Source organism: Bacillus sp. FCW2 (assembly GCF_021228595.1).
Classification (GTDB): domain Bacteria; phylum Bacillota; class Bacilli; order Bacillales; family Bacillaceae; genus Bacillus; species Bacillus velezensis.
Window position 1 is genome coordinate 1,811,257 of the sequence record NZ_CP089436.1, and the last position, 13,183, is coordinate 1,824,439.

The window sequence follows — 13,183 nt, forward strand, 5'->3', positions numbered from 1 at the left end:
ACTACCCAAATAAAAAAGCGCCCTCCATTGGAAAGCGCTACTAATTGGTTCTTATGAATCAAATTGTTCGGGTAAAGCCTCTCTGCGGAGTGACTCCCATTCTGTTATAATCTTTTGATTTTCTACGTCATCGGAAAGAATAGTAACTATTTCAAATTTCTTAACCTTATCAAGATATAATCTCCCTGTTTTACACAACCATTTCTTTATGTCAATATCCTTTAAATTACAAGGAGCATTTACAAGAGCAGTCCCAGAGACTCTTAATTCCAATAAATATTCTCCGTTTTTGGTGAAATAGACACCCTCATAATCACCATTTCTTGGACTTCCCTCGCATTTCACTTTTTGTCGTTCAGCTTCTTCTCGACGACGTTTTTCTGCTTCATCTCTTTGACGTACAATTGCTTGCTGCTGAGGACTATATTTTCCCATATCATACCTATAACCCATGTTATCACCTCCCACCTTATTATCGGTGAAAGAGCATAAGGAAGGAACTATTTGCAAAATTTGTCGAACGATTTACCGGACGCAGTTTACAGAGAATATAAAAAACGCCTTGATGTAACAAGACGTTTCATTTTGCACTTTATAAAATGATTTCAATTTTCACTTTGTCATAGTCTTCTATACACTCTTTAAGCAAAGTGTAAGCAACATAATTTTTATCAATTTTTTTAGTAGTTCTTTTAAAAAAAGAGATCCACCATAAAATTATGATTACAAAAGGAGCTATAACTGAAAATATAACCGACTTAAAAAGAGGTGTCATATCTAGGGAATTTATCATTTGTATTAATTGATCTTTTGTTATTTCTTTATCACCTATATATTTACCTAAAAGGCCATTAAATAGATTCAATGAAGCTGTCACCAGTCCCACTGTAGCTGAACTGAAAGCTGTAAATAACACCATAAAAAAAGAAAAAGGCTGAACAGTAAGGCTTTGGCTATCCTTAGCGATATTTATAGATCCTTCTATTCTGTTAAGCATTCTACGAATATCCTCTTTTTTGTGATCTTGAATGATTCTGCTCTGTAAAGCTTTTTCTGCATCCACTGTTAGATTATAAAATTTACCATATTTTTTTTTAAGATAGGTTAGTATTATTTTTGATTCACCTAAATTTTTAGTCAATGTTATCACCCATTTTAGATTATCGACCAAATTATAGGAAATTTAATTCTTGAAGAAATTGTCGAACGATTAGTTATTAAACTGGATCATAACCTCTTATGCTGTAACAAATGTCGCCGTGCTTGTTGTATTCATTCTTTAAAGAGGGTTCTTCTTTTGTTGACTCGACTTCTAATATTTGACCAGCGTTAAGAATTTGTTTGATTTTGTCCAGAGCCGCTTCCTTGCAATGTGTATCCCGCATTACTAAATTCTTCAATGAAATCCCTCCAATAGAAAAAGCGCCCTCCCGATTGGGAAAGCGCCTGCCTGTTTATTACCTATTGCCATAATACCTTATCTAAAACAAAATGGTGTGCCGTTATCGTGCCAAGATTGTGCCAAAAATTCAGATGTTAATAATAACTTTCTTTATCCCCTTACCATCTTTATCATATTTTACAACAAATATTTTCCTATCCTCTGATAAATTACGGATGATTTTCATTGCTTCTTCTTTTCCATATCTCTTACTAAACGTTTCAACAAACTCATCGTACTCTACCGCGTCATCGCCGAAGCTTTTAAGTATTGAATAGACTTTGAAGTAAGATACCAACGAGGCATAATTCGGGGTTCCATTAGCCGTAGTTTTTTCGAAATTTTTATTTGAGTATTTGCTGATATTTTCAATTTGTTTTTCCTTCAATTCGTCAATTACTTCATTAATTTTATCTGTATCTCCTTGTTTTATCTCTTCTAGTCTTGAAATAGTATCTGCGAAAGAGTCCATTAAATCATTTTTAGCATTTTGGAAATCACCAACAGCATTAATAGCTTCTTTAAACATTTTATTAGCTGATTGAGTTGAACTTTCTAGTTTTTCACCGGCATCTTTCAAATCAGTTATAGACTGCCTCTGACCTGCAACGTCTACTAAAGTCATTAGAATGGCTATTACTGCAAGAATTATTGAAACTGCAGTCGCAGCAACATTCATCTGATTCCCCGCTTCTTTCCCTCCCCCAAAGGCTATTATAGATATGAATGTAATGACTAATATGGAAATAATCAATATGTAAACTAAATGAACAATACCTACTTGTTTGCTCCTCATAAGACAATCCCTTCTGTTTTTTAATTACATTATATTCCCTTTATAGTACATATTCCATAGATTTATCCACACAATCCACGAATTACCCATATGTTATAGACTGTGCAACTGCCCGAAGTGCCGTCAACCCTTGGCACCCTTGTTTTCAAGCAATATCCCTAAAATGAATTCCACGTTTGCTTTTTGAAGGGAATCAATAAAAAATATGCAGAAAAAAAAGACTCATCTTGCTTATGAGATGAGCCTGCTTATATTTTAAATTTCTTCATGGCGTTGTTCATGGCATCCTGATTGATTCCAATGTATCGAAGGGTTGTCCGCTGGTCTGAGTGATTAAAAATCTCCTGTAGCATGGCAACATCTTTTGTTTGCCTGTAAAATGGTATCCGAATGTTTTCCTCAGCGTGTGTGTGCCTATATCATCCAAACCGACATACTCAGCGGCAGCCCTTAGAATCTTATAAGCCATCGACCGGGAAATGGGCTTGTTGATCCCTTCGCGGCTTTTGAAAAGATATTCATGATCTTCTTTCCCCTCGATATACGCTTTTAGTTCTCTTTGAAGAGCCGGCGTCATGTCAATTCTCTTTTTCTTTTTGGTTTTCTTCTCTATAAGATTGAAATACGGCCGTTTAGCGTCCCTTACCCTCAGTTCCAGTATATCTGATATGCGAAGCCCTGAGTTTATCCCGGTAACAAATAGCATGTGATTCCCCTCGCTCTGTTCTTTTAAAAACCGTTTGATATAGAAAATGCATTCCGGGTCCCTTATCGGCTGAACAAAATTCATTCCGGCGCGCCCCCGTCCTTATAGACTTCCACGCGAAGGGCAAAAGCCAGCCGGTAAAACGCTTTTGCTTTCGTTCAGATATCAAATTTTGTAAGTGAACGACTCGGTCATACCGATGTGAAAATGACAACTGATGTCTATATCCATATCAATCAAAAAAAGCATTAATCGGTTTGATAAATACCTAAACAGCTAAAAATCAGTGGGCAAAATGTGGGCACGAGGGGTACATCCCACACTGAACCCTTCTACATCACACGCTTAAACATCTTCTCCATCTCATACGTGCTGTGGTGGATAATGATCGGCCGGCCGTGCGGGCATGTGAACGGGTCTGTCGTTCGGCGCAGGTCGTCCAAGAGCGCTTTGATTTCATCGTTTCGCAAATGGCGGTTCGCTTTGATTGAGCCTTTGCAGCTCATCATAATGGCCGCTTCCTCCCGCAGTTTCTTAATATCGATCTGTTTGGCGTCAAGCACCTGCTGAATGATTTCTTCAATCAGTTCAGCTTCTTCCCCTTTTGGAAACCAGGCCGGATGGCAGCGGACGATGTAGCTGTTCGTGCCGAATGCTTCTAAAAACACTCCGACACTTTCAAGCTCATGCTGATGCTGGTCAATGATCAGCGCTTCGTTTGCCGCGTAATGAAAGGTGAGCGGCACGATCATGTCCTGTACTTCAGGCTCGACCTGCCCGACTTTCTCCCGGAAATATTCGTATTTAATCCGTTCTTGTGCCGCATGCTGGTCAATGATATACAAGCCGTTTTCGTTTTGGGCTAAAATATATGTCCCGTGCATTTGGCCGATCGGATACATCACCGGAACTCTTTCTTCCCGTATTTCTTCAGAGACAGCTTCCGGTTCCGGAGTATCGGAAACAGGCGCTGCCGTTTCCGCCATGCCGATCTCCGGCGGCACTCCGTGATCCGCTTCATTCGGGAGGATCTCTTCTTCTATTATTACCGGCTCAGGCTCTTTTACGACCGAACTCAGCTTCATTGGTGAGTAAGACGGCTCCGGCGTTTTTTCAGGAAGTTTCCGTTCAGGCGCGCTTTCCTCGAATGTCATAAATTGCTGTTCGTTTTTGGCCGGTGCCGGCGCTGATTTTTTCGGGAGCTGGGCGCTCGGAATAAGCCGCTGCTTTTGAAACACTTCCTTTATGCCGTCACGGATCAGCTCATGCAGCTCCGTCTCTTTGCTGAGGCGGACTTCAAGCTTCGACGGATGGACATTGACATCGACCAAAATCGGGTCCATCGTAATTTCGATAAACGTAATCGGATGGCGGCCGATCGGCAGAAGTGTGTGATAGCCCTCATGCACCGCTTTTACAAGCGGGAAATTCTTAATGTATCTTCCGTTAATGACAGATGACATGTAGTTTCTGGATGCACGCGTGATTTCCGGAAGCGCAATGTAGCCCTTGACTTCAAAATCAAGCGAGCTGACATGGAGCGGTATCATTTTTTTCGCAACCGCCGTCCCGTAAATTGCGGCCAGCACATGGCGCACGTCCCCGTTACCGTTTGTCTGCAGCAGATTTTTCCCCTGATGACGGAGACGGATCGATACTTCCGGATGCGCAAGAGCGATCCGGTTGACAACATCCGTAATATTGCCGAGCTCCGTATGCACGGTTTTCATATATTTCAATCTGGCGGGTGTATTGAAAAACAGGTTGGTAACGATAATCTCCGTTCCTTTTCTGCTGGAGGATTTCTGTTCAGAAATGATATTCCCGCCCTGAAGAATGAGATGGGTGCCCGCTCCCTCGCCGATGCTCGTTTTGATTTCCAGATGAGAAACAGACGCGATACTTGGCAAAGCTTCTCCGCGGAAACCGAGTGTTCTCACCCGGAACAGGTCGTTTTCATCTTTGATTTTACTGGTCGCGTGGCGGCGGAAAGCCCGCTTGCAATCATCGGTTTCCATCCCTTCGCCGTTATCGAGCACCCGAATCGACGAAAGCCCCGCTTCCTCTATGTCGATTTCAATGACTGTGCTGTTTGCGTCGATGGCGTTTTCCACCAATTCTTTAACGACTGAGGCAGGCCGTTCGACCACCTCGCCGGCCGCTATTTTATTTGAAAGTTCATCTGAGAGCTGGATGACTTTTGCCAAGTCCGTCACCTCTTTCTATTTTAATTTTTTTTGCAGCTTGTACATTTCGTTCATCGCTTCAAGCGGCGTCATATCGAGAATATTGATTGATTTAAAGGCTTCAAGCACTTGTTTTTCTTTATTAGAAACAGCCGGTGCCTTCTGTTCTTTTTCACCGTCAGCAAAAAAGGACAGCTGTGCCGGTTCTTCTCTGACGGCGGACTTTTTCTCAGATACCGCCGGAAGCTCCGGTTTATCTCCCGTCTGCTCAAGCTGTTTCAAGATCTCCTGCGCGCGGCTGATCAGATCGTCCGGGAGCTCGGCAAGCTGGGCGACATGAATGCCGTAACTTTTATCTGCGGCTCCTTCTTTGATTTGATGGAGAAACACGACCGTTCCGTTATATTCCTCTGCGCGCACATGAACGTTTTTCAGCTGAGGAAGCTTATCTTCAAGCACCGTCAGCTCATGATAATGCGTGCTGAACAGTGTTTTAGCGCCGATATGATCGTGAACATATTCAATAATCGCCTGTGCCAGCGCCATTCCGTCGTACGTTGATGTCCCGCGGCCGATTTCATCAAACAGGATCAGGCTGTCTTTTGTGGCGTTCACAATCGCGTTTTTCGCTTCCAGCATTTCCACCATAAAGGTGCTTTGTCCGGAAATCAAATCATCCGCTGCCCCGATTCTCGTGAAGATTTGATCAAAAATCGGCAGAACCGCTTCTTTTGCGGGCACAAAACAGCCGATCTGGGCCATGATCGATAGAAGTGCGATCTGTCTCATGTACGTGCTTTTACCTGACATATTCGGACCCGTAATCAGGAGCATTTCCCGCGAATCGCCCATCAGGCAGTTGTTCGGGACGTATTCTTGACTGTCCATCACCTTTTCAACGACGGGGTGTCTCCCTTCAATGACTTTTACTTCATTATCAGAAAAGACGGGCTTTGTGTAATGCCTGTTTTCACTGATCGTAGCAAAACATTGCAGTGCGTCCAGCTCACTCATTTGTTTGGCAAGACGCTGCAGACGCGGAATAAATTGTTTCACCTTTTCACGCAGTCCGGCAAAAAGCTCATATTCCAGCTCGCAGATGTTGTTTTCCGCTTCTAAAATAAGCGCTTCTTTTTCCTTCAATTCCGGCGTAATGTACCGTTCGGCGTTTGTGAGGGTCTGCTTCCGCTCATACCGTCCGTCTTCAAGCAGATGAAGGTTTGCTTTTGTGACTTCAATATAATAGCCGAACACTTTATTGAAACCGACCTTTAATGAACGGATGCCCGTATAAGCGCGTTCCTGCTGCTCCAGTCTGGCAATCCAGTCTTTACCGTTTTTGCTGGCGTCACGGTACTCATCGAGCTTCTGATGATAGCCGTCTTTAATTAAATTGCCTTCTTTTAACGATAACGGCGGGTTTTCATGAAGGGCTTCTTCTAACAGGTCAAGCAAATCTCCGCACGGATCAATCAAGCCGGCGCGTTCTTTTGCTTTTTTATGGTTAAGAGACCCTACAAGCTCTTTGATCCTCGGCACTTGTTTTAAAGATTCTTTCAGCTGGATTAAATCCCTTGCGTTGACGTTTCCGAATGCGACCCGGCCCGCCAGACGTTCTAAATCGTATACTTCCTTCAGGCGCTCGCGCAGATCTTCACGCTCAAACAGATGATTGATCAACGTCTCGACCATTTCCTGGCGTTCTTCGATTTGGGATGCCCTGATCAGCGGGCGGTCAATCCATTGTTTGAGAAGCCGGCCGCCCATTGCTGTTTTCGTCTCGTCTAAAAGCCAAAGCAATGACCCTTTTTTGCTTTTCGAACGGATCGTTTCCGTCAGCTCAAGATTCCGTTTTGAATACAGGTCAATTTTCATCGCTTCTTCCAATTCATATACTTGAACCGGCTGCAGATGATCCAGGCTCCGTTTTTGCGTTTTCTGCAAATACGTATATAAACGCATAAACGTCTCTGTCAGCTCTTCGCCCGGCAAGTGCTTTGCGATTTCAATGCGTTCTGTTATTTCCCCGTCTTCGATGGAAATCGTGGCGCCGCACCGTTCTTTCAGCTGAGCAGCTGTATGTTCGTTAAACTTGCTCGATACGACAATTTCCCTTGCGCCGACTGAGTAAATTTCTGACATGACATCCTCAATCCGCTCAATAAATACGGCCAGGTTTTCTCCGGTCGTTAAGTCCGATAAAGCGAGACCGTATCCGTCACGGAATTCGGAAACGGAAGCGATAAAGTTGTTTTCCGACTCATGAATGCCTTTTCCATCCATCACGGTTCCCGGTGTGATCAGCTGGACGACTTCTCTTTTTACAACGCCTTTAGCCGCCTTCGGATCTTCCGTCTGCTCACAGATCGCCACTTTATAGCCCTTTTTAATCAGCTGTTCAATATAAGCCGCCGCGGAATGATACGGCACGCCGCACATCGGAATTTTATCAGCCGAACCTCCGTCTCTGCTTGTCAGTGTAATTTCAAGCTCTTGTGACGCTTTTTTTGCATCTTCAAAAAACATTTCATAAAAGTCACCAAGCCGAAAAAATAAAAAGGCATCTTGGTGCTCTGCCTTTATCTTCAAGTATTGCTGTATCATAGGCGTGTAACTAGCCATCATTTAATCCCTCACTATGTATCTTCTCTTATCCGAATCCCATTATAACATAAACAAAAGAGTGATATCTTTATATATAAAAAAGAGACTTGGGGTGTTAAACTCCCCTAGCCTCAACTTATTCTTCAGGATCTCCGACTAAAAATTCAGGGTTAATGTCCTCTAATTCTTCATCAAGATCGTCTTCCCAATCATCATCATCGTCTTCTTCCCAGTCAGGATTGACTTCGACGACGACTTTCGTTTCACCGACCACTTCTGCTAAAAATTCTCTCTCTGCCTGAACCACGATTTTATTTCCGTTAGGAGAAATGGTGACTTCAAGACAATTCGGCTGCTGTAGCACTTTGGCAATGACTTCGTGTTCGTCATCTAAGTAATTTGTGTCTCTGTATCTGAGTTTAATCACATCGACATACTTTACTCTCTCGGTTACAACTTCCGTTTTTGTATTATCGGCGTAAGAGTACCAGACGTTTATATCATAATACCCTTCAATTTCTACAGTCTTCCCGATCTTTTCGGCATCGTACTTGTGGTTGATAATCCAGCCGCCCAATATACTTGACGGTTTTTCTCCAGGTGAGATCGTGTTGGTGCATTGGGTGAATTTTCTTCCTTTCGCAACTACCGCTTTCGTAATAATTTCCCTGTATTCAGACATTCCGGCAGGCCTCCTTGTTCTTCTTCGTGTTATCTTATGCTGGGCATTTGTCTCATGTGCATTTTTATAATAAAAATATAAAAATACAAAGTTTCTGTTTCATTGTATGCAGCCCTGCCCAGAAACTTTACTTTTAAGTATGATAAAACTTTCCAGTAAAATGGGACAAAACGGTGAGTCAATGAAAATTTAGTACATATTACAATTAGTTCTCAAATAGCAAAAAAACACGGGCCGATGAAGGCCCCGTGTTTAAATAGAACAGCTGTTATTCGAATGTTTTACTTTTGAACCGGTTTCTCCCGTCAGCAGGTTGCCTCCGGTAGATGTAATGATTTCGTTTGTCACCTGGTTTGAGATCGTATGTGCGACAAGCTGAAGAAGGTCATTGACCTCAATCTGGGAATCTCTGAATTCCTGAATGATCGGAATCCCTTCAAGCTCTTCCTGCAGGGCGTCAATTTTACTTTCTACTTGTTTCAGCGCTTCAAGCTTTTCGTAGTGCTTCAGGTTAACGGCTTGCTTTTGCAGGGTTTTAATCTGATTAATAATCGCAGAGACTTTTTCATTTTCGTTAATCTGCGCCTCAGCGCGTTTGAAAAAATCAACTTCTTCTGTTTCAGAAATCATTTTCGCAAGGTTCCTAGCCTGCTGTACAATGTCTTTCTTAGAGTAAAGCGTCATTATTATTTCACCTCGATTGCTTCTCCTGCCATCACACCGTCAAGCGACCATGTTTTCGCCTGTTCGATTTTGACGCGTACAATCTTGCCGATGGCGTCTTTCGGCCCTTTGAAGTTGACGAGCTTGCTTTTTTCCGTATAGCCGGCAAGAATGTCAGGGTTATTTTTGCTTTCTCCCTCAACTAATACTTCGACGGTCCTGCCTTCATATTCCTTCATTTTTTTGGCTGAAATTTCTTTCACCAAATCATTGAGGCGCTGAAGACGTTCTTTCTTGACCCTCATCGGAACATTGTCTTTCATCTTCGCTGCCGGCGTGCCTTCACGAGGAGAGTAAATAAACGTATATGCGCTGTCAAATTCCACTTCTCGATATAACGAAAGCGTTTCTTCAAACTGTTCATCGGTTTCATTCGGGAAACCGACAATAATATCGGTCGTCAGTGAAGCGTTCGGCATCGCCGCTTTAATTTTTCCGACAAGCTCCAGATAGCGTTCTCTGTCATATTTGCGCGCCATCATTTTTAACATCGCTGAGCTTCCTGATTGAACCGGAAGATGGATATGGTCAAGAAGGTTGCCGCCTTTGGCGAGCACTTCGATCAGATGATCATCAAAGTCACGCGGATGACTCGTCGTGAATCGGATTCTCGGAATATCAATTTTACGCAGTTCGTCCATTAAATCACCGAGACCGTACGTCATATCCTCAAAATCTTTTCCGTACGCATTCACGTTTTGACCGAGCAGCGTGATTTCTTTATAGCCTTCGCTTGCAAGTCTTCTGACTTCCTGGATAATTTCCTCAGGACGGCGGCTTCGTTCTTTTCCGCGGGTATACGGTACGATGCAGTATGTGCAGAACTTGTCACAGCCGTACATAATGTTGACCCAGCCTTTAATTTTTCCGTTGCGGACTTTCGGAAGGTTCTCAATGACATCCCCTTCCTTCGACCACACTTCAATGACCATCTCTTTTGATAAATATGCCTCTGATAACAGTTCCGGCAAACGGTGAATGTTGTGCGTGCCGAAAATCATATCGACAAACGGGTGCTTCTTAAGGATGCGGTTTACGACTGATTCTTCCTGTGACATGCAGCCGCAGACACCCAGAATCAGGTCCGGATTATTTTTTTTGAGCGCCTTTAAATGGCCGAGCTCGCCGAACACTTTGTTTTCAGCGTTTTCCCGGATAGCGCAAGTGTTTAATAAAATAACGTTCGCGTCATCAACCGAATTTGTCGCTTCATAACCGAGCGCCATAAAAATACCCGCCATGACTTCCGTATCATGCTCGTTCATTTGGCATCCGTACGTGCGGATATAAAATTTCCTGCCTTCACCGAGGCCTTTAAATTCTTCTGAGATTTTAAAATCGTTATGATATTGAACGGATTCTTTGCCCCGTTTTTTCGCATCTTTTAAAGAAGGCGGAATATATACGGCTTCAAAATACTTGCTGTAATCCTTTTCGGATTTTTTGTCCGCCAGATTCACTTGTCCGCTTTCCTGCTTTTGCTTTTCATTCATGTTCGAATGTCTCCTTTCAACCGAAACTTCCACCCTCAAGTATACTGGTTAAAAGCGTTTGGCACAACCGCCAGCCTATTATTGTACACCTTATTGAGAATAAGAATCAATAAGAAATAAAAAAGAGGGAATCATTTCCCCCTTACACAAGCTGAAGCTCTTTTGCGGCTGAACGGATTACTTCCAGTGCCCGGTCAAGCTCCTCTTTTGTATGCTCCGCCGTAATAATGGTGCGGATTCTCGCTTTTCCTTGGGCGACCGTCGGATACACGATGCTTTGTGCAAACACGCCGCGGGTCAATAAAAGGTCTGATAATGCCTGGGCTTTTTCTTCCTCCCCTATTAATATCGGCACGATCGGTGTTTCGCTTTTTGTGAGGGTCAGCCCCATTTGAACCAGTTTGTCTTTGAAATACGCCGTGTTCTCCCATAGCTTTTCCATATGCTCAGGCTCTTCCAGCAGGACGTCAATGGCCTCTATGCATGCGGCCGTTACCGCAGGCGGATGAGAAGTGCTGAATAAGAAAGGGCGCCCTTTATGGCGCAGGTAATCGATCAGAACCTGCGATCCTGCGGCGTAACCGCCAAGCACTCCGATGGCTTTGCTTAATGTGCCCACCTGTATGTGGACTCTTCCGTCAAGCCCGAAGTGATTAACCGTTCCCCTTCCGTTTTTTCCGAGTACGCCGGAAGCATGCGCGTCGTCGACCATCACAAAGGCATCGTACGCCTCTGCAAGTTTGACGATGTCAGGCAAAGGAGCGATGTTGCCGTCCATTGAGAATACGCCGTCGGTGACGATCAGGCGCATGCGGTAATTCATCGATTTTTTCAGCACCCTTTCCAAATCGTCCATATCAACATGGCGGTACACCTTTTTATCTGCTTTTGTGAGCCTGATCCCGTCAATGATGGAAGCATGGTTCAGTTCGTCAGAGATCACGATATCCTCTTTTGTAAGAATGCTTGATAGGACGCCCTGATTCGTTGTGAACCCCGATTGAAAAACAAGTGCCGCTTCTGTTTTTTTAAAGTTTGCCAATTTCTTCTCCAGCTCATTGTGCATTGTGAATGTTCCGGCGATTGTCCGGACGGACCCCGTACCCGCTCCGAATTCTTCCGCGGCGCGTTTGGCCGCTTCGACAAGCCTTGGATGCGACGTCAAACCGAGATAATTGTTCGATGAAAGCTGTATCACGTTTTCCCCTTTGACTTCCACCGACGGACCCTGCTTCGTTTCAATTTGTTTCATTTGCTGCCACGTTTTATTTTCTTTCATTTTATCAAGCTCGGCTTTTAGAAATTCAAATTCTTTCATTATAGAACCCTCCCCTTATGGAATCAAAATGACTTTGCCGCACCGGCCCTTTCTCATCAGGTCAAACCCTTTTTCAAAGTCTTCAAGCGGAAACTGATGCGTGATCACCGGCGTCAGATCAACAAGGCCGGATTCAAGCAGGTGCGATACCTTCCGCCATGTTTCAAACATTTTTCTGCCTGTGATGCCTTGGACGGTAAGTCCTTTAAACACCACGTCATTTGTCAGGTCAACCGTCACCGGACGTTCCGGCAGACTCAGCATGTGGAACCTTCCCCCGTTGGCCGCCATCTTTAATCCTTGTGTTATGGCTGTCGGGTGGCCGGACATTTCACAGACAAGGTCGATTCCTTCTCCGCCTGTTAAGGTGTCGATCACCTCAAGCGGATCTTCCTCGTCAGCTGGAATGGTGATCGTGGCTCCCAATTTCTTCGCAAGAGCCAGCCTGTAATCATTTTTATCAATGGCCGCAATACGGGACGCACCGGCCGCTTTAGCCACCGCCACCGCCATCAGTCCGATCGGTCCGCAACCGATAATTGCAGCGGAACCGCCCGCAAGCTGGCTGTTTTCCAGCACCGTATGCACCGCGTTGCCAAGCGGCTCTTGAACAGAAGCGACGGCGGGGTCCATATCAGCGGGATTTTTCCAAACATTTCGAGCCGGCACTTTGACATATTCAGCGAAGGAACCGGCTGTATCTACGCCGAGGATCTTTGTATGGGTGCACACATGATGTTTTCCTGTTAAACAAGGGACACAAGTACCGCAGACGAAGTGGGTTTCAGCCGAAACGTAGTCACCTATTTTGACATTTGTGACGTGTTTGCCCGTTTCCGCTACGATACCGCTGAATTCATGTCCGAATACTTGAGGTGTTTTGATTCGTTTCTGCGCCCATTGATCCCAATTATAAATATGCACATCTGTACCGCATATAGATGCGGCCTGTACTTTAATGAGAACTTCATTCTCATTAATGGAAGGTATGGGAATTTCTTTCAGAGTTGCTCCGAAAGCGTTTTCATTTTTGACGATAGCTTTCATCTTTCCTCCCAACATGTACACTCCTCCTCGAAAAAACACTGTAATAACTGGATTGTAACACGAGATAAAAAGGAGGTAAATACCAGTGTCCACTCCAAGAAAACAACTGCTTCCGTCCGGAAAAATGGGCGGGATTTTTTTTGAATATTATATGAATAAAGCCATTTATCATCTCTTCGTACTATCA

At 44.0% G+C, this 13,183-nt stretch carries 11 protein-coding genes and 1 pseudogene; all 12 read right to left on the reverse strand.

Features of this window, described 5'->3' with window-relative positions; genetic code table 11:
* Positions 1-51 precede the first annotated feature (51 nt).
* Positions 52-453 carry a hypothetical protein gene (locus K3G25_RS09270; RefSeq protein WP_232489701.1) on the reverse strand — a complete coding sequence of 134 codons (402 nt, stop codon included), beginning with the start codon at positions 451-453 and terminating at the stop codon, positions 52-54.
* Between the two features lie 139 nt (positions 454-592).
* Complete coding sequence (locus tag K3G25_RS09275) at positions 593-1,141, reverse strand: hypothetical protein (protein WP_232489702.1); 549 nt, start codon at positions 1,139-1,141, stop codon at positions 593-595.
* Between the two features lie 76 nt (positions 1,142-1,217).
* On the reverse strand, positions 1,218-1,400 hold the full coding sequence (locus K3G25_RS09280; protein WP_232489703.1) for a hypothetical protein: 183 nt from the start codon (positions 1,398-1,400) through the stop codon (positions 1,218-1,220).
* Between the two features lie 129 nt (positions 1,401-1,529).
* Entirely contained in the window at positions 1,530-2,237 is a 708-nt protein-coding gene (locus K3G25_RS09285; RefSeq protein ID WP_232489704.1) for a hypothetical protein, read from the reverse strand.
* 248 nt (positions 2,238-2,485) lie between these two features.
* Positions 2,486-3,027: pseudogene (locus tag K3G25_RS09290) on the reverse strand (tyrosine-type recombinase/integrase).
* Positions 3,028-3,275: 248 nt separating this feature from the next.
* On the reverse strand, positions 3,276-5,150 hold the full coding sequence (gene mutL / locus K3G25_RS09295) for a DNA mismatch repair endonuclease MutL (RefSeq protein WP_232489705.1): 1,875 nt from the start codon (positions 5,148-5,150) through the stop codon (positions 3,276-3,278).
* Between the two features lie 15 nt (positions 5,151-5,165).
* Complete coding sequence (mutS, locus tag K3G25_RS09300; protein WP_232489742.1) at positions 5,166-7,751, reverse strand: DNA mismatch repair protein MutS; 2,586 nt, start codon at positions 7,749-7,751, stop codon at positions 5,166-5,168.
* Positions 7,752-7,869: 118 nt separating this feature from the next.
* On the reverse strand, positions 7,870-8,415 hold the full coding sequence (gene cotE / locus K3G25_RS09305; RefSeq protein WP_003154111.1) for an outer spore coat protein CotE: 546 nt from the start codon (positions 8,413-8,415) through the stop codon (positions 7,870-7,872).
* A 252-nt stretch (positions 8,416-8,667) separates the two neighbouring features.
* On the reverse strand, positions 8,668-9,099 hold the full coding sequence (locus K3G25_RS09310; RefSeq protein WP_003154113.1) for a regulatory iron-sulfur-containing complex subunit RicA: 432 nt from the start codon (positions 9,097-9,099) through the stop codon (positions 8,668-8,670).
* Positions 9,100-9,101: 2 nt separating this feature from the next.
* On the reverse strand, positions 9,102-10,631 hold the full coding sequence (miaB, locus tag K3G25_RS09315) for a tRNA (N6-isopentenyl adenosine(37)-C2)-methylthiotransferase MiaB (protein WP_232489706.1): 1,530 nt from the start codon (positions 10,629-10,631) through the stop codon (positions 9,102-9,104).
* Positions 10,632-10,773: 142 nt separating this feature from the next.
* Entirely contained in the window at positions 10,774-11,952 is a 1,179-nt protein-coding gene (locus tag K3G25_RS09320; protein WP_029325912.1) for a glycine C-acetyltransferase, read from the reverse strand.
* A 12-nt stretch (positions 11,953-11,964) separates the two neighbouring features.
* Positions 11,965-13,011, reverse strand: coding sequence for an L-threonine 3-dehydrogenase (tdh, locus tag K3G25_RS09325; RefSeq protein WP_173613566.1), 1,047 nt, complete (start codon positions 13,009-13,011; stop codon positions 11,965-11,967).
* Between the last annotated feature and the right edge of the window lie 172 nt (positions 13,012-13,183).

Bases quoted from the DNA above. Each gene is read 5' to 3' on its own strand.
- mutS (WP_232489742.1), bottom strand. From the start codon at position 7,751: ATGGCTAGTTACACGCCTATGATACAGCAATACTTGAAGATAAAGGCA.
- tdh (WP_173613566.1), bottom strand. From the start codon at position 13,011: ATGTTGGGAGGAAAGATGAAAGCTATCGTCAAAAATGAAAACGCTTTC.
- miaB (WP_232489706.1), bottom strand. From the start codon at position 10,631: ATGAATGAAAAGCAAAAGCAGGAAAGCGGACAAGTGAATCTGGCGGAC.
- K3G25_RS09285 (WP_232489704.1), bottom strand. From the start codon at position 2,237: ATGAGGAGCAAACAAGTAGGTATTGTTCATTTAGTTTACATATTGATT.
- cotE (WP_003154111.1), bottom strand. From the start codon at position 8,415: ATGTCTGAATACAGGGAAATTATTACGAAAGCGGTAGTTGCGAAAGGA.
- K3G25_RS09270 (WP_232489701.1), bottom strand. From the start codon at position 453: ATGGGTTATAGGTATGATATGGGAAAATATAGTCCTCAGCAGCAAGCA.
- K3G25_RS09310 (WP_003154113.1), bottom strand. From the start codon at position 9,099: ATGACGCTTTACTCTAAGAAAGACATTGTACAGCAGGCTAGGAACCTT.